The sequence below is a fragment of the Gemella haemolysans genome, assembly GCF_901873445.1.
Classification (GTDB): Bacteria; Bacillota; Bacilli; order Staphylococcales; family Gemellaceae; genus Gemella; species Gemella haemolysans_C.
Map to the genome: position 1 here is coordinate 1 of NZ_CABFLN010000020.1, position 21004 is coordinate 21004.

Annotated in this window: 19 protein-coding genes; 8 read left to right on the top strand and 11 right to left on the bottom strand. The window is 31.3% G+C overall.

Translation table 11 applies throughout. The features are described 5' to 3' along the window. Nucleotides 1-553 precede the first annotated feature (553 nt). The 8 genes from nadE to JX287_RS03495 form a co-directional block, all read right to left on the bottom strand. Nucleotides 554-1375, bottom strand: a complete 822-nt coding sequence (nadE, locus tag JX287_RS03460; RefSeq protein ID WP_204642027.1) for an ammonia-dependent NAD(+) synthetase — start codon at nucleotides 1373-1375, stop codon at nucleotides 554-556. A gap of 11 nt (nucleotides 1376-1386) precedes the next feature. Then, on the bottom strand, nucleotides 1387-2829 hold the full coding sequence (locus JX287_RS03465; RefSeq protein WP_204642030.1) for a nicotinate phosphoribosyltransferase: 1443 nt from the start codon (nucleotides 2827-2829) through the stop codon (nucleotides 1387-1389). Between the two features lie 236 nt (nucleotides 2830-3065). Then, nucleotides 3066-3644 (bottom strand): FtsB family cell division protein, encoded by a 579-nt coding sequence (locus JX287_RS03470; protein WP_204642031.1) that lies wholly within the window; start codon nucleotides 3642-3644, stop codon nucleotides 3066-3068. Beyond that, the gene (locus JX287_RS03475; RefSeq protein WP_204642032.1) at nucleotides 3628-3906 is read right to left on the bottom strand and encodes an RNA-binding S4 domain-containing protein; all 279 of its coding nucleotides are present in this window, start codon (nucleotides 3904-3906) and stop codon (nucleotides 3628-3630) included. The genes JX287_RS03470 and JX287_RS03475 overlap by 17 nt, the downstream gene beginning before the upstream one ends. 263 nt (nucleotides 3907-4169) lie before the next feature. Further along, nucleotides 4170-5399 carry an aminopeptidase gene (locus JX287_RS03480; RefSeq protein WP_204642034.1) on the bottom strand — a complete coding sequence of 410 codons (1230 nt, stop codon included), beginning with the start codon at nucleotides 5397-5399 and terminating at the stop codon, nucleotides 4170-4172. Nucleotides 5400-5528: 129 nt separating this feature from the next. Next, nucleotides 5529-7322 carry an aminopeptidase P family N-terminal domain-containing protein gene (locus JX287_RS03485; protein WP_204642036.1) on the bottom strand — a complete coding sequence of 598 codons (1794 nt, stop codon included), beginning with the start codon at nucleotides 7320-7322 and terminating at the stop codon, nucleotides 5529-5531. 251 nt (nucleotides 7323-7573) lie between these two features. Next, complete coding sequence (gene pip / locus JX287_RS03490) at nucleotides 7574-8536, bottom strand: prolyl aminopeptidase (RefSeq protein ID WP_204642044.1); 963 nt, start codon at nucleotides 8534-8536, stop codon at nucleotides 7574-7576. Nucleotides 8537-8829: 293 nt separating this feature from the next. Next, nucleotides 8830-10215 (bottom strand): peptide MFS transporter, encoded by a 1386-nt coding sequence (locus JX287_RS03495; RefSeq protein WP_204642046.1) that lies wholly within the window; start codon nucleotides 10213-10215, stop codon nucleotides 8830-8832. 184 nt (nucleotides 10216-10399) lie between these two features. Between JX287_RS03495 and JX287_RS03500 the strand changes: the two genes are divergently transcribed. After that, a complete protein-coding gene (locus tag JX287_RS03500) occupies nucleotides 10400-11479 on the top strand; it encodes a M24 family metallopeptidase (RefSeq protein ID WP_204642048.1) in 1080 nt (359 codons plus the stop codon). 88 nt (nucleotides 11480-11567) lie between these two features. Here the strand turns inward: JX287_RS03500 and JX287_RS03505 are convergent, their stop codons facing one another. After that, nucleotides 11568-12494 carry an alpha/beta hydrolase gene (locus tag JX287_RS03505; RefSeq protein WP_204642055.1) on the bottom strand — a complete coding sequence of 309 codons (927 nt, stop codon included), beginning with the start codon at nucleotides 12492-12494 and terminating at the stop codon, nucleotides 11568-11570. Between the two features lie 117 nt (nucleotides 12495-12611). Beyond that, nucleotides 12612-13757 carry an NAD(P)/FAD-dependent oxidoreductase gene (locus JX287_RS03510; protein WP_204642068.1) on the bottom strand — a complete coding sequence of 382 codons (1146 nt, stop codon included), beginning with the start codon at nucleotides 13755-13757 and terminating at the stop codon, nucleotides 12612-12614. A 270-nt stretch (nucleotides 13758-14027) separates the two neighbouring features. Between JX287_RS03510 and JX287_RS03515 the strand changes: the two genes are divergently transcribed. Both JX287_RS03515 and JX287_RS03520 read left to right on the top strand, forming a co-directional pair. Continuing rightward, nucleotides 14028-15230 carry a hypothetical protein gene (locus JX287_RS03515; RefSeq protein WP_204642070.1) on the top strand — a complete coding sequence of 401 codons (1203 nt, stop codon included), beginning with the start codon at nucleotides 14028-14030 and terminating at the stop codon, nucleotides 15228-15230. A gap of 2 nt (nucleotides 15231-15232) precedes the next feature. Next, nucleotides 15233-15520 carry a YutD-like domain-containing protein gene (locus JX287_RS03520; RefSeq protein ID WP_003147842.1) on the top strand — a complete coding sequence of 96 codons (288 nt, stop codon included), beginning with the start codon at nucleotides 15233-15235 and terminating at the stop codon, nucleotides 15518-15520. Nucleotides 15521-15563: 43 nt separating this feature from the next. On the opposite strand, the gene JX287_RS03525 is transcribed toward JX287_RS03520, so the two are convergent. Further along, nucleotides 15564-16580: a lactonase family protein gene (locus JX287_RS03525; protein ID WP_204642072.1), complete on the bottom strand. Its 1017-nt coding sequence runs from the start codon at nucleotides 16578-16580 to the stop codon at nucleotides 15564-15566. Between the two features lie 303 nt (nucleotides 16581-16883). Here JX287_RS03525 and guaA point away from each other — a divergent pair, with 303 nt between their 5' ends. The 5 genes from guaA (at nucleotide 16884) to JX287_RS03545 (ending at nucleotide 20917) form a co-directional block, all read left to right on the top strand. Further along, the gene (gene guaA / locus JX287_RS03530; RefSeq protein ID WP_204642081.1) at nucleotides 16884-18428 is read left to right on the top strand and encodes a glutamine-hydrolyzing GMP synthase; all 1545 of its coding nucleotides are present in this window, start codon (nucleotides 16884-16886) and stop codon (nucleotides 18426-18428) included. Between the two features lie 466 nt (nucleotides 18429-18894). Beyond that, nucleotides 18895-19377, top strand: coding sequence for a recombinase family protein (locus JX287_RS03535; RefSeq protein WP_239650325.1), 483 nt, complete (start codon nucleotides 18895-18897; stop codon nucleotides 19375-19377). Then, on the top strand, nucleotides 19355-19507 hold the full coding sequence (locus tag JX287_RS08915; protein ID WP_239650326.1) for a helix-turn-helix domain-containing protein: 153 nt from the start codon (nucleotides 19355-19357) through the stop codon (nucleotides 19505-19507). The genes JX287_RS03535 and JX287_RS08915 overlap by 23 nt, the downstream gene beginning before the upstream one ends. Before the next feature lie 155 nt (nucleotides 19508-19662). After that, a complete protein-coding gene (locus JX287_RS03540; RefSeq protein ID WP_204642083.1) occupies nucleotides 19663-19962 on the top strand; it encodes a Mor transcription activator family protein in 300 nt (99 codons plus the stop codon). Continuing rightward, nucleotides 19955-20917, top strand: coding sequence for a cell surface protein (locus tag JX287_RS03545; protein ID WP_204642085.1), 963 nt, complete (start codon nucleotides 19955-19957; stop codon nucleotides 20915-20917). Before JX287_RS03540 ends, JX287_RS03545 begins: the two co-directional genes overlap by 8 nt. Nucleotides 20918-21004 lie beyond the last annotated feature (87 nt).

Below are 21004 nucleotides of genomic sequence, written 5' to 3' on the forward strand. Positions count from 1 at the left end.
TCAAATTGTTGTGATTAACAACTTTTATATTTTAACATTTTTAAAATTCTTTGTCAAGTCTTTTTTAAAACTTTTTTAAAAATGTTTTTCCGTCTTCAACGAGAAGACTTTTACTATTTTATCATTCATTTAAGTTTTTGTCAAGAAGTTTTTGCATTTTTTAAAACTTTTTAACCGTTTACTTTACTAATGTGAATGACCTTGTCTTTTCTTTGAGACTTTTTTATTTTAACATTTCTTTTGTTCTTTGTCAAGAAGTTTTTTCTAATATCTTAACATTTGTTATTTTGAAATGTTTTATTGTTCGTCTTCTATCAGAAGACTTTTATTATTCTATCATTAACTATTAATCATGTCAAGTTTTTTTAAAACTTTTTTCTTAATATTTAAAATTTAGAGATTGCCTTTAAGAAGACTTTTATTATTCTACCATCTTCATATTATTATGTCAACATGTTTTTGTATTTTCTTATTATTTTATTTTATAGCTATTAATGTATATAGAAGAGGATACTATTATACTCTAGTACCCTCTTCTATATTTTATTTTCTTCTATATATTATAAAAATCAAATACTGTAACTGGTAGATTACGCTTGTGTTCAGATTTTATATAGCGCCCTTCTATTACTTCTCTTATTTCATCCGGTACAACCTTACCTTCTAAATAATCATCTATATTATCATATGTAACACCTAGAGCTACTTCATCTTCTAACGCAGGTCTATCTTCTTCTAAATCTGCAGTTGGTTTTTTCAAATATAAGTGTTCTGGACAATCTAAAGCTTTTAATATTGCCTTACCTTGTCTTTTATTTAATCTATATAATGGTACAATATCTGCTCCTCCATCACCGTGTTTTGTAAAAAATCCTGTAATTGCTTCTGCCGCGTGATCTGTTCCAACAACTATACCTTTATTCATTGTAGCAATTGAATATTGAGCTTTCATTCTTTCTCTTGCCTTCTCATTTCCTTTAGCAAAATCGGAAATTTCTACTCCTGCTATTTTTAATGAATTTACACTAGCATCTACTGCGTCCTTAATATTCACTGTATATACCTTATCAGGTTTTATGAATTGCAATGCATCATTACAATCGGCTTCATCAAATTGCTCACCATACGGAAGTCTTACTGCAATAAAAGTATATTCTTCTCCCGTTTCTTCTTTCAGTTCATTAATAGCCATTTGACATAGCTTACCACATAATGTCGAATCTTGACCACCCGATATACCTAAAACAAGACTTCTTATAAAACTATTTTTCTTAATGTAGTCTTTTAAAAAATTAATAGTTAGTCTAATCTCCTCATCAACATTAATTTCAGCTTTACATCTTAATTTTTTTATTACTTCTTGTTGTAATGCCATTTTCTCACCTATTAATTTGATTTTTTTGTTACTTTTTTCAATATTGTATTTCTATTTTCCCAACATTCTGTACTTAAATCCACCGGATAGAACTCAGGGTTTAATAATCGTAAGTACTCATTCCATAGTAGTTTTTTATTTTCTTTAAAGTATTCTGCACTTTCTTGTACTGTTGGAACTTCATAGATTTGCTTTCCATCTTTAAAAATATCTACATGTAGATCTCTTGCTTCAAAGTTTTTAACTTCTTTTTCTAAATATGTATGGGTCGGGTGGAATAATTTTATACTTGGCTCTGCACTTACATCTTCTTTTTCTAGGGCAATGTAATCACCTGCTGCCATTCCTGTATCTTTATTTATTATTCTATAAACTTTTTTAATACCTGGAATAGTTAATTTACCTGGATTTTCTGAAACTTTTAGTCTATCAATCATCTCTCCGTTATTATTTTCTAAACATGCAAGTTTATACACTGCACCCAACGCTGGATTATCGTAAGCAGTTATAAGTTTAGTTCCAACACCCCATGCATCAATTCTAGCACCTTGTTGTTTAAGGTGAGTAATTGTATCTTCATCTAGGTCGTTTGATGCTACTATTTTAGCATTTGGGTATCCCGCTTCATCTAACATTTTTCTAGCTGCTTTAGAAAGATAAGCGATGTCTCCTGAATCTAATCTAATACCTAAGAAATTAATTTCATCTTTCAATTCGTCTGCAACTTTAATAGCTGTCGGAATTCCTGAACGCAATGTATCATAAGTATCAACTAAGAAGTAACAATCTTTATGTGCCGCAGCATATTTTTTAAATGCAATTTCTTCATCTTCATACGCTTGAACAAATGAATGAGCATGCGTTCCACTACATGGAATATTAAATAGTTTTGCTGCTTTTACATTACTTGTCGCTTCAAATCCTCCAATTACTGAAGCACGAGTACCCCATATCGCTGCATCAAATTCATGAGCACGACGCGTTCCGAATTCCATACAAACTTCATCTGGACATAAGTGCTTGATTCTTGCAGCTTTTGTCGCTATTAAGATTTGATAGTTAACTATATTTAATATAGCAGTTTCCATAATTTGAGCTTGAATTAGTGGTGCCTCAATTCTTAAAAGAGGTTCATTCCCGAAAACAATCTCTCCTTCTTTCACACAACGTATATTTCCAGTGAATTTCATTTTACTTAAGTAATCTAAATAATCCTCTGCATAACCTAATTCACGTAAAAAATCTATATCTGATTCAGAGAATTCAAACGAGTTCACATAATCGATAATTTTGGCAAGTCCAGCGAATACTGCATACCCTCCACCAAATGGTATTTTTCTAAAATACACATCAAAATACGACTTTCTTTCGTGTATTCCATCTTTGAAGTACGCATAGCCCATGTTAATTTGATAAAGATCGGTATGCAATGCATCCCCTTGATATTTATTCATAATTTCCTCCGATTTATGTATCATTAAATTTGTTATCTATATATTAACATTTTAGCAACTTTTTAACAAATATTTATACTTAAATATATTGAATTAAATACTACAAAAATAATCTTCAAATGTCTATACGTTATATGTATCAATTATTCATTCTATTAACTATAGAAAGTATTTTTTTATAATATATTTTTTACATTAACACCTTAGTATATAAAAAATAAAAAAGTAACAAGGTGTTAACCCCTGTTACTTCTTTGATTATTAATGTTTGAATTTCTATTAGTTGCTCTTTGAGCCTGATTTTTTTCATCTTTTTCATTGTTTTCATCTTCATCAGGAGAGTTATTATCAGTTTTTTTAGTTGATTTCTTATCATCTTTTTTAGCTAATTCTGGGATTTTACTATCATCGATTCGACCGTTATTATCTTCGGATTTTTCCAAATTGCCATCCATAATAGATTTTATTGCTGCCTGTAAAAAGTTTTCTTGCAACGGAATATTAAAAATCAATTCTCCTTGATAACTTAGACCATACTCTTGTCTTACTAAGTCAGTAATAAAATAAGGATCTTTTAACTTATCAATTACAAGTTCATTAACCTTGTTCTCTTTATCTAGATTTTCAATCATTTTATTCTGCTCTGCTAATTGTGAATTTATTTGTTTCTTATCACGTATGTATAAAAAAGTTTGCAACAATGTTACAGATAATGCAAAAGTCATAATAACTAATATAATAAACTTACGACGTTTTCTATATTTAGCTTTAGCCTTTAGCACATCTTTTTTAAACTGACTATTCTGTTCTCTCATTTTCTACTTCTCTTGATTTTTCTAAAAGAATTTTAAACATTTTTGTTGCATCTTCTTTTTTAGTGCTATCTTTTAATTCCAACACCTCATACACAACCTCTTTTTTAGCAAAATAAATAGTAATTTCATCCCCTATTTTTAAAGTGCTAGATGGTTTTGCCTTCTTACCATTAATAGCTATATGTCCCTCTGACGATATATCATTAGCAACCGTTCTTCTTTTGATAATTCTTGATACTTTTAAAAATTTATCCAAACGCATTTAATCACCCCTAAATATTAGTACAATCTATTATCACATATTTATTTACTTTTCGCAAATAAAATCTACATTAATATTTTAAATTCATTTTTTAGATTTCATACTATAAACCTTATAAAAACTTTGGGGACTACCCTTAATCATGATTTCTATAAGAAATCACTCCTAATTAAGTAGCCCCCAACCAGTTTCTTTAGTATCATTAGTATAGTATTTATTTTATTAAATCTATACTTTTATATTAAGCTTAGAATTATGTACTTCTATGCCCAGTTTCCATCTTTGAAAATAGCTATTTCTTTACCATCTTCTGTGTAACCAGTAATATTTGTTGTTGCTTCACCTATCATAAAGTCAACATGAACTAAACTATCGTTAGCTCCCGCTTCTGCTAATTGTTCATCAGTCATTTCAGGACCACCTTTAACACATGTTGGATATGCTTTTCCTAACGCAATATGACAAGCTGCATTTTCATCAAATAATGTCTCTAAGAATAATATTTTCGTGTTAGATATAGGCGAATCAAATGGAACTAAGGCCATTTCCCCAATTCTTCTTGCCCCTTCATCAGTATCTAATAAATTCTTAAGAACATCATAACCACGTTCTGCCTCGAAATCTACTACTTTACCATTTTCAAATTTTAACCAGAAATTATCAATTAGTACTCCACCGTAGTTTAATGGTTTTGCATTATATACAATCCCATTAGTTTCATCTTTGTGAGGCATTGTAAATACTTCTTCAGTTGGAATATTAGCTACAAAACGGTCAGCCTTTTTAGCATAACTTCCCGCACTTTGCCAAATATGATTTTTCGGAAGTCCTACATATAAGTCTGTTCCTAAGTCATTTGTAATATGTAGTTTCACCAATTCATTTTCATGTAAGAATTTAGCTTTTTCATCTAGAACTTTAATATGTTCTTCCCAATCTGCAACTGGGTCATTTCCAGTTGAACGACAAGCACTTAGAATTTGATCCCAAAGTTTTAAGTATGCTTCTTCATCACCTAGTTCAGGATATAGTCTTTTCGCCCATCCAACTGTTGAAGCAGACACAACACACCAAGGGCATTCGTCACTCATGATAGATTTCATGTAGTTACGCATCGCTTTAGAACGACCTACCATAGAAGCTTTTAATTTTGCACTATCTACTCCCGCTAATCCATCTGGATCATCACCAATAATAGACAAGAATGCTGCTCCTTCATCTAGCTCATCTTGATATTTGTCAATGTACCATTGCCCTACCGTACTTAGAGTTTCTTCTGTTTGATAATTCAAGTGTAATTTTGTTAACTCTTGATCACGCCATTCTACAGACACTCTTTTAGCCCCTAATTCGTAGCATGCTTCTACTACTTTAGCAACAAAATCACGTGTTTCTGTACTAGCTCTAACTAAAACTGGTTGATCTTTTTGAATATTTAATCCAACTTTAGCTATAAGTTGTGCATATTTTTTTAATTGTGTGTTTAAATCCATATGATTTACCTCGATTTTTAGACTAAATTTTGAAATAATCGCTAAATTTATTTCAATAATATATATTATATCACTTTTTATAAAATATTAGTAGAAGGTTCCAAGCGAACTTGAAACCTTCCGTTAAAATTATACTTCTCTAGTGGCTTGTTTTAACCATTCTAATTCTTCACCTTCAAAATGTGGAGCTAAAACTTCAAATACTTTTTTATGATAATTGTTCAATTCATATTTATCTTCACTTGTAAGAATAGACACATCAATAGCTTCTAAATCCCAAGGTACAAAAGTCATAACTTCAAATTCCATAAATTGACCGTATTCATTTTTTACAGTATTTCTAATGATAAGTTCATTTTCTAAACGAATACCATGTGAACCTGAAATATATAATCCTGGTTCATTAGTCATTGTCATACCATCTTTAAATGGTTCTGATGCACGATATATTCCCCAGTGAATACCTTGTGGACCTTCATGAATATTACCTAGGTAACCAACACCGTGTCCTGTTCCGTGATTAAAGTTTTCATAATCATACATTAATGGTGCACGAGCAAACAAGTCTACGTTTGCTCCAGACATTCCTTCTAAGAATTTAAGTCTTGATAAACGTAAGTGACATTGAAGTACTCTTGTATAATCACGTTTTAATCTATCACTAACTTCTCCCATTGCTGTAGTACGTGTGATATCAGTTGATCCTTCTTCATAGTGAGCTCCTGTATCAGTAAGGAAGAATGTTCCTGTACGTAATGGAATAGATGTTTCTTTTGAAGAAGAATAGTGTATTATTGCTCCATTTTCAGCATGTCCACAAATAGGCGCAAAACTTGGACAAATAAATCCACCTTGAGCTTTTCTAAATTCTACAAGTTTATCAGATGCTGAAAGTTCATCTTCTTGTTCACTTACCCCTTGTTTTACTAATTGTTTTAGCCAGTAGATAAATTTAGTATGAGCTATACCATCTTTCACATGGGCTTTAATAGTATGTTGCAGCTCAACTTCATTTTTAATAGCTTTCATAAGGATTGTAGGATTACGTCTTTCTACAAGAGTTATTTCTTTTGGAATATTGTTAAATACTGCATAATTTAGACAACCTGGGTCAACTAACACTACATCATTTCCTGAGAATTTTTTCACATCTGCATACACATCATTATAAGGTTTAATTTCAACATGATTTTCTGCTAAGTGTTGTTTTATTTCGTCAGAGAATTTTCTTTCATCAACATATAAGTCTACTTTATCTTCATAAACAACAGCATAACTTAGTAATAACGGGAAGAAATCTACATCCATACCGCGGATATTTAACAACCAACCAATATCGTCAAGAGTAGTAATAACGTGGATGTTTGCTCCAACTTCACTCATTTCTTTACGTACTCTTTCAAGTTTACTAGCAACAGATTCCCCAGCACGTTCTAAGTTTAAATAGAAAGCAGGTGCTTCTGATAACGGTGGACGATCTGTCCAAATTTCATCTACTAAATCTACTTCATATTTTACAGTAGCATTTTTACGTTTTAATTTAGTAGCTAAGTCTTTACCTTCACCAAAAGTTACAACACGACCATCAAATCCTAATACACCATTTTCCGGTGTGTTTTCAGTAATAAATTCTGCAATAGTAGGAACACCTGGTTCGCACATTTTTTGCAACTCAATTCCAGTTCCTTCTAATTGTTTAGCACCTTGTAAGAAATATCGACCATCTGTCCATAATCCTGCAAAATCTTTTGTAACTACTAAAGTCCCAGCAGATCCTGTAAATCCACTCATGAATGCACGAGCTTTGAAATGTTCCCCTACATATTCACTGTTATGAAAATCAGCTGTTGGAACCATATAAACATCGATTCCATTTTTTTCCATTAATACTCTTAATTGAGCTATTCTGTCTTTCACTGCCATTTTCCTTACTCCTTTGTTATTTGTTTTTTGTATTTCTGTAACTTTTTAACTCAAATATAGCAAATAAGATTCTTACTATATTTATTTAATCTATCACACCCATTATTTTATCATATAATAAAGCGTTTTTCATTATTAATACAAGTCAATACTTATAATTTTCCTAAAATCCATGACTTAAATATATTTAATTTATATAAGAATAGGCCATAACTCGACATCGCTACAGCCTAAACACTATTCATAAATAATTATTTTAATAATTCTTTAAAGTAATCAGTTGATCTAACTAAAGAATCTACAATTGCAGGTTCTCCTGATGAGTGACCTGATACAACGATATCTAATTTACAATTATTTAATTTTTTACTTAATTCATATGCTCCTATAGCACGACAGTCAACATCATAACGACCATGAGCTATTGTAGTAGGAATATCTTTGATAACATCGATATTATTTAAAATCCAATCGTCATCATCCCAGAACATATTATTCATCCAGAAGTGACATTCAATAGTTGCCATCGAGATTGCATAATTAATTTCTCCAAAACTTTGTTCTAGGTTTGGATCTGGATATAATGTTACTAAGCTTCCTTCCCACATACTCCATTCTTTTGCTGCTACTTCTCTCGTTTCTCTATCTTCACTTGTTAAACGTTTATAATAAGCATGAATCATATCATGACGTTCTTCTTTAGGAATGATACTTTCATATCTTTCAAATGATTCTGGATGGATATTACTTGCTCCACCTTTTTCATAAATCCATACAATATCTTCTCTTCTTCCTAAGAAAATACCACGTAATACCAATCCTAAAACTCGATCAGGATGTTTAATAGCATAGCAAAGTGATAAAGTAGAACCCCAACTACCACCGAACACTAGCCATTTATCAATATTTAAATCTTCTCTTATTTTCTCAATATCTTCAATAATGTGCCAAGTATCATTATTTTCTAGACATGCATGAGGAGTAGATTTTCCACTTCCACGTTGATCAAATAATATTATACGATAGAATTCAGGATCAAAGTATTGTCTACAACTCGGCACAGTACCACATCCTGGTCCTCCATGTAGGAATACTACTGGTACCCCATCAGGATTACCACTTTCTTCGTAATAAATTGTGTGCGTATCATCAACTTTTAACATTTTAGAGAAATTCTCTTTAATAGCAGGATATAATGTTCTTAATTCTGCCATAATAACACCTCCTATAGTGCAATTTTTTCTACAATTTTATTTTATCACAAAATCAATATTTTTTCATTATTAATAAAAAATAAAATTTTATATTTTATCATTAAAATAAATAAGATTTTTTTTAACACATTCAGTTATACTACAATTATAAAATTAACATAACATAACTTTAATATAATCTGAATTAACTCTAAATTCACCTTATATACATGAATTTAAAATATTTAACTTTCGATAAGATTATATAAAAAAATAAGTAGAAATAAAATTCCTACTTATTTTTTTATATTAAATTAGTCTTCTACTAATGTTTCACCTTCGCGTAGTTCAACTAAGCTAGCTAATTTTTTCTCGAACATGAATACTAATGCTGCTACTACTACACAGACAACACCAATTCCTAGTGAAAGTTTGATAATAGGTACTTCCGCCACAGCTGCATATAAGAAACTATATCCTTTAGCAGCCCCAAATGTTGCAACAATCCAAACAGCCATCATAATTGATAAGATGTGTTTTGGTGCATATTTAGATACGAATGAAGCTCCAAGTGGAGAGAAGAACATTTCAGCTACACTTAATACAATAAAGAATAACACTACCCAAAGAATACTAGCTTTTTGAGTTTCTGGAGCTCCTACTCCACGGCTAACTTCAGTTAGTGCTAACACACCAAATGTTGCCCCAAGAAGGAATAACGCGATTGATGCTTTTTTATATAAACTCCAGTCTCCTTGTGGACGATTAGCAAGTTTATACCATAAAGCACCTAAGATTGGCCCTAAAGCTATACAAGCAAAAGCATTAAGAGAATCTAACCATGATGTCGGAACTGTAAACGTACCTATCTTATCATCTACAAATTTCGGCATGTAATCATATAAAATTACGTAAGTTAAATACCAGAATGTCCAGAAGATTACTGATAGTAATGAAATGATTACGATAGAGTATACACGACGAACTTCGTATTTTTCTAATGAACGATTTACTTTAACTTTAGTGTCATGTTTTTCTTCACCTTCAGCAAAAGGACGCTTACCAACTTCTCCTAAAGATTTATAACCTAAAACGAACCAGATTGCACCTATAATACAAAGTAATCCCGCTATTTTGAAGCACTGTAAGTATCCGTTTGAACTTGCTGTAGCAAGTTTAACATATAAAACTCCTACTGCAGTAGTACCAACGAAAGACCCTATATTAATAAATGAATACATTGTTGAGAAAGCATCATCTTTACGTTTTTGATCTCCCTCAAAAATTCGTCCTACTACCGCTTGCAGATTACCTTTGAAAAATCCAGTTCCAATAGAAACTAAAATAATCATTATCCACAGTGAAGAGTGTGACCCTACAAATCCTGCATAACCATATCCTAATCCCATCAATACAAGACCAACCGGAATTAGATATCTGGCCCCTATCAACTTATCAGCTATAAAACCTAATAATACTGGCGCAAGATAAGTAAATGCTACTAAGTTCGACTGCATTGCTGCACCTTCAACTTTACCAAGCCCAAGACCACTTTCGCCCATTCCTCCAGAAATCACAGCTGCTGTAACATAAATAATAATCAGCCATTTAGAAGAATAATAAGCACAGCGTTCGAAAGCGAACGTAATTGAACTCATATAAAAACTCCACGGTTTACCGTGTTTTACCGTTTCTGACATAAAAACCCCTTCTTTCTTTGGTGGTTACCCACCATTTTTTTCTCTATTATAACACAACATATTTTATCATTCAACTATTTTCCAGAAAACATTACAGATATTCTTATAATCACTATTGTATTTAATTATTGTAAATGCTATAATTATATTAAAGTTCATAATATTTTTAAAGGAGTTGTATAATATGAAACTTTCAAGAACTAATAAAATTTTATCTAAAATGAAAGAACAAGGGATTAATCAAGCTCTTATTAGCGACCCTTATTCAATCTTCTATTTAACAGGGCACCTAGAACATCCAGGTGAAAGATTTTATGCAGTACTTCTTGATGAAAGTGGGAATCATAAACTTTTCATCAACGCTTTATTCCCACTGGATAAAGATTTAGGTTTAGAAAAAGTAGTTTATTCTGATACTGATAAACCTATAGAAATTCTATCAAAATCTATTCCTAATGGTTCAGTAGTTGGAATTGATAAAGTTCTTCCAGCTAGATTTTTACTACCACTTATGGATTATCTACCAGAAAGTAAATTCGTAGATGTATCTCAAATCGTTGACCGTGTTCGTATGATTAAAGATGAAGAAGAAAAAGAACTTATGCGTCGCGCTTCTCTTCTTAACGATGAGGCTTGCCAACGTGTTATCAATAGTATTTCTGCTGAAAAATCTGAAAAAGATATTGTAAAAGATCTACTTGCTATCCACGAAGATTTAGGAGTAGAAGGACTATCATTTGATCCAATTATTGGATATGGAGCTAACGGAGCTAATCCCCACGGTACAGTAGGAGATAGATATCTAAAACCAGGTGATTCAATTATAATCGATATGGGTGGTATTAAAGACAACTACTGTTCTGACATGACTCGTACTGTGTTCTGGAAACAACCAAGCGAAAAAGCTCGCGAGGTATTCGAAACTGTATTAGAAGCACAAAAACGTGGTGTTGCTCTTGTTAAACCAGGTGTTAGATTCTGCGATATTGATGCAGCTTGTCGTGACTACATAACTGAAAAAGGATATGGTGAATTCTTTACACACCGTACAGGTCACCACATCGGTCTTGAATGCCACGAATATGGAGACATTTCTAGCGTTAACGAAACTAAGTGTGAACCTGGTATGATTTTCTCTATTGAACCAGGTATTTATCTTCCAGGAGAATTCGGTGTTCGTATTGAAGACTTAGTTCTTGTTACAGAAGATGGTTGTGAAGTTTTAAACAAACTTAACAAAGAACTAGTTGTTGTAGGGGAATAACTATATATAATGTTATAACGTAAAATCTCAAATTTTAAATCCTTTCATTAATTAAAGACGATTGATAAATTTATCAATCGTCTTTCTTTTATTCAAAATGTTTCTTTAAAAATTCTCCTACAATCTTCCAATACTGCTCTCTATATTTTCTTTCAGCTTGAACGTGCTTCATGCCAGGAAAACTATGGAATTCTTTTTCTGAAGTTATTAAATCATAAGCTTGTTTACCGTGTTCTAAAGGAACAAAACCATCTTCTTCACCGTGCAATACTAAGGCAGGTAGTTTCGTTTCTTTCAGTGCTTTTGTAGCATCCACATCACCAAAAAAGTATCCTGCTCGAATTTTAGTTACTGTATTCGCTGCTGGAATAACTGGGAAACTTGGTAAATTAAATAATTTTTTCAATTGATAAGTAAACTCTACTTTCAAATTTACATATCCACTATCTTCTATAAAAGTTTTTACATTTGATGGTAAGTTTTTACCTACTGCATTCATTACAGTAGCAGCTCCCATACTAATACCAAACAATGCAGTATCAGCATTATTATTTTCTGCTGATATTTTCTTCACCCAATTAACTAAATCATCAGAATCATAGCCACCCATTGAAATAAAGTCACCTTCACTATTACCGTGAGCTATTAAGTCCGGAGCAAAAACACTATATCCCATATCGTAGAATTTTTTAATATAGTTAGCCATTTTCTTAGCATCACTAGTGTATCCATGAACTACAAAAATCCATTTTTTAGCATTAGGATTAACAAACTTATAACCTACCAGCTTGTTCTTGGTAACAGACTCCATTTCTGTAATTTGCTTCGTCTCGTCAAACCACTTGTTTATGGCTGTTTTATCCTCTTTACTACCATCACTATCTTGATTTACTATACCACTTTTATCAACTTTCGGATTCAACCCAAAGTTATAGAAATAATTTCCAACAAAACCAAATGCAACAACTAAAACAATTAGTAGTGTTGCTAATATTTTCTTAAAATGCTTTTTCACTTTTGTCTACCTTTCATTTTCAATTTCAATAAAACTATTATACTATTGCTTCCAATAAAAGTAAACAAAAAATAACACCAATAGAGACTTCTAATATCTCTATTGGTGCACTTTGTATTATTCTATTCCGTATTTTTCTTTAATAGCATCTGCTACAACCATACCCGTAAACCATGCTACCATTAAATTATATCCACCGATTTCTCCATGTAAATCTAGTATCTCACCCGCAAAATATAAATTCTCTATTTTTTTGTGACTACAAGTTTTCGGACTTACTACTTTTAAATCTACTCCTCCCGCAGTTGTAAATGCATATTCTAAAGGCATCGTCTTAACATCAATTAATTCATAACGTTTGATTTTCGTTACAAACTTCCTTAACTCCTTCTTACTAACATTTTCTGGGAAATATTTTTCTATCATAAAATTGTAAAAGCTCTTAGGTAATTTCCCTTGTAGGAATTTATTATCTTCCCACAATTTAGCAAATAGTTCCTCTTCATTTAGTTCAGGATAAAAATCCAAGTAAAACTTATCTTCAGGATACCTTGCTACAAACTCACCCATAGATATTGATAACGGACCACTTAATCCTTTATGTGTAAACAACAAATCTCCGCTTCTTTCATTTTTCTTATGGAACATCCTCACATTTTGCAGTGCAACTCCTGACAGTTCTCTAAAATCTTCAAAAACTAAAGCTACCTCACTAGGATATATTTTCGTAATCTTAATCCCGTGTTTTTTTAAAATTCTATGTAGTGAACCATCACTTCCGCTCTGAGGGTATGTTTTTCCACCTGCACACACTACTATATTCTTTCCATAGTATGTATCCACATTTGTTTTTATACCTACTAGTTTATCATCTTCAAATACTAAGTCTTCTACTTTTTCCTTATAGTTAATCTTTGCATGGTCTATTTTAAAAGCATTAACTACATCTCTAGCCTTCTCACTAGCTGGATATAATCTTCTATTTTCTTGTTTTAATTTCAAATTATGTTTATCAAAAAACTTCTTAACATTATATTTATGATACGCACTTCTTAAAAATCTACCATTATGAACAGCGGCTACAAAATCCTCAGCATTATCGCTACTCATAACATTACAACGCCCATTACCAGTTAAAAGCAATTTTATCCCCGCTCTTCTATTTTGCTCAAGAACCAGAACTTTTAAGCCACTATCATTAAGCCTATCTGCTATCATAAGTCCGGCACTACCAAGACCTATTACAATTACATCATATTTCATCTTAAATCTCTACTTTCTCCTATTTAATCAAACATCATCTAATTATAACATGGAATAATTTAGTTGCAAATTTTTCCTCATAAAATTTATTATAAGATTATTTACAATAGTTAAAATTTTTTAAATCTCCTCCTTCTTATTGGAATTTTTCCTTATTTTGTAATATACTAGAATGTATGTGTTTAGAATTACTTTCTTCCTCATTATTACTAAAAAATAAACAAAAGGAAAAAACTATTCTAAACAAGTTTGAAATAAAGGATTGAAATAATGAAACTAAAAAAAATTAGTATTTTGATTTTACTTCTTGTTTTTTTAATTCCAAACTTCACAAAAGCTGAAGATAACTTCCTAGATAATAATGCGGTAATTGATTTTAGCGACGTTAATTCTCATCTAGTTGTTTCGGAATTAAATACTGGAAAAATCATTTCTAAACGTGGAGAAAATGAAAAAGTATCAGTAGGTAAACTTCCTAATTATCTTGCACTTTACCTACTTGCTGACAATTTAAAAAATAATAAAATAACATTAGATTCAAAAATTGATATTAAAAATAGTGATGATATATTAACTAAATATAAATTTGAATCAGCTATTACCGTTAAAGATGCTATCTTCTTATTAGAAAATGAAGCGTCAAATGGTCTTAACCAAGCAATCTTTAGTCATTTCAATATCGATATTACAAAAGCTAAGGATATACTTGCAACTATGTCTCTTAACGATACAAAACTAGAGACTTTTGATAACAACAGTTCTAATAATATTAGTACTGCGAAAAATATTTCATATCTGACTAGTTTAATATTAAGAACTTATCCAGAAATAACAGAAATAACAAAAAATCCAGAACACACACTTGCTACTGGAGAAAAAATTAAAAATAGTATTGAATTTAAAGAATCTGATAAATTTAGAGTTTTAGGATTAGATTATTCTGAAAAGAACAGTGTTACATACGCATATAGCGGTAATACTAAACTTATAATTACAGTTTTAAATCAAAGCGATGATAAAGCTGCTTATTTCGAAAAACTTCAGAAATCTTACGACTACTTATTTACGAATTATCACTATAAACTAGCACTTAAAGCTGGTACTTATACAATAAATAATGAAAAAATTACCTTCAATGAAGATATTTATGATTTATTCTATGAAAAACATTCTATAAAAGATGTGACATATTTACTAATGAATAAGAAAATACTTCTTTTCCAAAAATATGAAACTACATCTGCAAATGAAGGAACAGTTTTTTCTGAGTTTGCCTCTAATATTAACACTGGTACATTCGATAAAGTTAAGTCAAACTTTATCAATGATGAAAACTTTGATAAAAAAGATAACTACGAAAAAACTACTATTGTTATAGATCGTACGAAGTACTTTGCTACTGGTATACTGGCAATATATACACTTGTTTTTGCAGCACTATACGTCATGAGACAAGTGGTTAGAAAGGATTAGATATGGAGCAAAATAATTTAGTTTTTGAAGTAGAAGGTGCTATTTACGAACTTGTCTACAATTTTAAAGATGCCTTTCAAAAAGAAACGTTTGAAGAGAAATTAGTAGACGTTTTAAAAAATAAACCCTATATTGTCGGAGATATTTCTCATGAAAAACTACGACTTACTGGATTTATTTTAACAAAGGATAACAATAATCCTAAGAACATAAACAACCTTGAAGATTACATTCTAGAATACTGTAATTTTGGAGCACCGTTCTTTGTAGTAAAAAAACGAAACTCATAAAAGAAATACCTAAGCTGAGATTTTTCTCAACTTAGGTATTTTTCTATATAAACTTAGCACATACAGCTTCAGGAACAGTAATCTCTGAATCAACAACTATTAACTTTCCTGTCGTTTTATCTATTCGATATACAGTAATCGTTCCACTATTTTCATTCGTAGCTAGCGCAAATTTATTATCTTTTGATAAATCAAAATCTCTAGGCCCTTTACCAAAAGTACTAATAGTTTGAATTTGTTTTAATCCATCTTTAGTATTTTCAAAAACAACTATCGCATCTTGTCCTCTGTTAGAAACATATATATACTTATTGTCATTTGAAATTTTAATCGCACTTCCTTTATTTTCTAAAGTAAAGCCTTCTGGTAATGTAGAATAATATGTTGGATTAGCTAAATTTCCCTTTCCATCATAATCAAATGTAATTATTTCACTAGTAAGTTCCGTCATTACAAAAGCTTGTTTTTCATCACTACTAAATACTATATGACGAACTCCACTTCCATCTTTAGCTTTAAAAGTAGCTACTTTTTCTAAAACTCCCTCATTAAGTTTATATGATGTAATTTCATCAGTTCCTAAATCACACGAGAAGACATATTTTTCACTTGGAGTAAAGCCAGAGAAATGAACATGAGGTTTTTCTTGTCTTTCATGTACTCCACTTCCTTCATGATGGTCAGTCGATAGAAGTTTCACTAATTTCCCATTTTCAACAGAGTAACTATCAATTGTACCTAAATGATAGTTGGCTGATAATAAAGTATTTTTTTCTGAGTTCAATTCCACATAACAAGGAGGATTTCCTTCTTGAGCTACTGATGTTAATTCTTTCAAGTTACCATTCTCTTCAACCTCAAAGCTAGAAACAGCTCCTTTTCCATCTACTCTAGATACACTATATAAATACTTGTTATCATTAGACAATGCTAAATACGTTGGATTGTCAACCTTCGCTGTATTTCTAACTTCTAACACTTTCCCTTCTTCTGATAAGTCTACTAAGTATATCCCTTCACTGTCTTGTTTTGTATATGTTCCAATATATGCTCTTACCATTATTTTTCCTCCTACTTTCTATATATTAATTATAACATTTTCCAAAAAATTTTTATAAAATTTTCTCTCACCTATTATTCGTATAAACCAAAATTATCATTTATTTTGAAAACTAAAAATCATATTTTGCGGATTTTTTATCATTTTCATAAAGTTAAAATTCGTTTTTTGTTGTTTTTTTGTCAAAAAATCAATTTTTCGAAGAAAAAAACTCCAAAAATTCTAACATTTAAGATTTTACATATCTCAAACTTCTTGTTATAATAGACTATATTAATAAAAGTATATTTTAGGAGGAAAACCGTGAAACACGAATTTATATTAGTTCTTGACTTTGGTAGTCAATATAACCAACTTATCACTCGTCGTGTACGTGAACTTGGTGTATATTCTGAACTACATGACAATGAAATTTCTATAGAAGAAATCAAAAAAATGAACCCTAAAGGAATCATCCTTTCAGGTGGACCAAACTCAGTTTACGAAGAAAACTCTCTTACTATTGATGATGAAATCTTCAACCTAGGTATTCCTGTACTAGGAATTTGTTACGGAATGCAACTTATGCAACACAAACTAGGAGGTAAAGTAGAATCTGCAACAAGTAGAGAATACGGAGCTCACAATGTTGATGTAACTCCAGGAGCTAAACTATTCGAAGGTACTCCTGCTTCTCAACAAGTATTAATGAGTCACTCTGATAAAGTAGTTGAACTTGCTGAAGGATTCAAAGTTGTCGCAACAAGTGATAACTGTCCAATCGCGGCCGCTGAAAATGTAGAGAAAAACTTCTACTGCTTCCAATTCCACCCAGAAGTACGTCACTCTGAATACGGTTATGACTTAATTAGAAACTTCATCCGTAACGTGTGTAACTGTACTGGCGATTGGACAATCCAAAACTTCATCGATGAGAAAATCGAAGAAATTCGTGCAGAAGTTGGAAATCAAAAAGTTCTTTGTGCATTATCTGGTGGTGTAGACTCATCAGTTGTAGCTGCCCTACTAGACAAAGCAATCGGTAATCAACTTATCTGTATGTTCATCGATCACGGTTTACTTCGTAAAGGTGAAGCCGAAGCTGTAATGAATACATTCAGTAAAGAAATCGAAGGTGGATTCAACATGAATCTTATTAAAGTCGATGCTAAAGATAGATTCTTAGGAAAACTTAAAGGGGTAAGTGATCCAGAACAAAAACGTAAAATAATCGGAAATGAATTCGTTTATGTATTCGATGAAGAATGTGCTAAACTACATGACGTACCATTCTTAGCTCAAGGTACTCTTTACACTGACGTTATTGAATCAGGAACTAAAAACGCTCAAACAATCAAATCTCACCACAATGTAGGTGGATTACCAGAAGATATGCGTTTTTCTCTAATCGAGCCTCTTAACACTCTATTCAAAGATGAAGTTCGTGCATTAGGAGAAGCTCTTGGTCTTCCTCATGAAATCGTTTGGCGCCAACCATTCCCAGGACCAGGACTTGGTATTCGTGTCCTTGGAGAAGTAACAGAAGAAAAACTTCAAATCGTACGCGACAGTGACTTCATCTTACGTGATGTTATCGCTAAACGCGGATTAGAAGGCGAAATTTGGCAATACTTCACATGTCTTCCAGACATTCGTTCAGTAGGAGTTATGGGAGATGTGCGTACATATGACTACACAGTTGCAGTTCGTGCCGTAACAAGTATCGACGGTATGACAGCAAGCTGGGCTCACATTCCATTTGAAGTATTAGAAGAAATCTCAGCTCGTATCGTAAACGAAGTTGCTCACGTTAACCGCGTAGTTTACGACATCACTAGTAAGCCACCAGCAACTATTGAATGGGAATAATATTATAGTAAAATATATAGATAAAAGCCTTGATTTTTAAGGCTTTTTCTTTTAAAAAAATTAAGCAAAATAAACTTTTAGGCATAAAGTACCCTGCCAACTTCCCTGCCGAAGAGTAAAATTTACAATGTAAAAAGGTAAACAATTTTGAAATATACTCAGGATTATCTAAATTCTCCCCTTATCACCTCTAAAGAAAATAGAGCTGAATATATGGAATATTTAGCTGAGCAGAATATTGAAGAATTATCTTCTCTGTTAAATAACTCACTTGAATTTGAAAAAGAAAGAATATCACAATTTAACTAATATTATGGTCGTAACCTTTAATTTAAGGTTACGACTATTTTTTTGCCCAAATTGACTACTATGGGTATACCCATATTGAACAAAATCCAACCCTATTAAATCAACAATCAAGATGTCCGTTATACATGTCTAAAAACTAAATTACAGGAGGTACAGAATGAAAATCGGATATATACGAACGTCAACCATAGACCAGAACCTAGATAGGCAAAAACAAATTATGAAAGACAATAATATTGAATTGCTATTTAGCGAACAAGAAAGTGGAAAAGATACAAATAGACCTGTCTTAAATGAGATGCTAAACTCTATTCGTACCAATGATGAAATTGTCATAGCCTCACTCGATAGACTTAGCAGAAATTACAAAGATTTAAAAGAAATAATACAAATAATAAAAGATAAAGGAGCAACTCTAACAATAGTAGATGCTCCTTTCCTTAATTTTAATACTGGTAACTCTACCCTAGACATCGCTATGTTTGACATACTCCTTTCTCTACTTGAATATATCGCACAGAATGAACGTGAAAAGATACTCGAAAGGCAACGTCAAGGAATAGAACAAGCCAAGAAACATGGTGTCTATAATGGACGTCCCCTAAAATACCATGCAAATGCAAAAAAACTCTCAAGATAGATTCATATACGAAAGTGTAGTATCTATGCTCCAAGAGAAAAAACCTGTTCAATCAATTGCAAAACATGTAGGAATAGCAAAGTCAACTGTGTATGAAATACAAAAACGTATCTCTCAAATTCATGATTAATATCATATCTTATTTATATATTATAACTTCGATAATTTAGTTTTACATGGACATTTTAGCCTTATTTTGTCCTTGTTATTTTCTATAATTTTTGTATCTAAACTTATCAAAATATTTTATGTATAATAAAATCATGAAGAGAGGAGCGACTTTGTATGAAGGACAAAATTAATTCACATAATACCTCTGATAATTGGCACTCTGTCTACGCTGATATAGCAAACCTTGTCGGAGAAGATAATACCATAAAAATATACAGATACTTTAGAGGAATGAATATCAACTTTCCTATGAAGTTATTTACAAAAACAGGTTTAGAGAATATAATAAAAAACGAGTACAATGGTTCTAATGTAAAAGACCTAGCTAGAAAATATGGCTACTCTATGCGTCATATCAATCGCATTGTAATTGATAATAAATTAAGAAATAAAAAGGAGAATAAAAGTGAATAAAAAAATAATTACAATAATATCAAGTATAGCAGTTATCCTTATTATTGCTGTTGGCTTCTTCTTTTTCCAAAGTTCTGGGAAAAATAGTATAAAAGCTGAACATGATAAATACTTAGCTCTTATCAATGATACCCATGATTTCAATGGAGGACTTAAAGGATTAGAAACTTTAGATAATGACAAAGGACAAGAAGCTTTCAAAAATATTAAAACTGAAATAAAGATTGCCAAAGAATTAAAAAACGCTGATTCAAGTCTAGATAATAAAGACGTTGATGCTACAAAAAAATCTTTAGAAAAAGTAGATTCACTTACTACTGACAACTCTTTTGATAAAGCTATCGAGTGGCTAAAAGAAGATATCACTAATTACGAAAAAGCTCTAAAAGAAATTAAAGAAGCTAAATCTGAAAATATTAATTCAATACTAGATAAATATAAATTTAAACATAGTACTTTAAAAATAAAGTTGAATGAAGAAAAGAATGAATCTAAATCTGAAAGTACTAGTTCTAATTCTAATTCATCAATTTCAGATAACGAAAATATACCTAGAGTAGGTTTACAACAAGCTCCTCTTACCTATGGAGAACTAAAACGAGGAGTTTATAATAATGGAGGTTCAGAAACTGTAATCGGTAAACTCCTTTCTGAAGAACTCGGTGGTCCTGTAGCTAACTTCTCAAATGAACAAATAAGAGATGCTATCGCTAGATATAATCAAAAGCATTCTATACAAAAGACTGAAAACACGAGCGGAAATCCCCTAGAAACTTATTATTCTCAATGGGTTACAGCTATTAAGCGAGAACATCCAGAAGCAAGTATTATCAAAGATACTGATGGAAGATATTATGTAGAGGGACTTACTAAAAATCGAGTCGTTGTAGTCTATGAAAATCCTCATTTAGTTCGATTAGTTAACGCTACAACTAACGTGCATGTTGAATTTTAAATTATAATCATCTAAAAACTTGGGACATTTATACATGCGAATGTCCTAAGTTTTTTTATCTTATAATGTCTTATAAGATACTGTAAA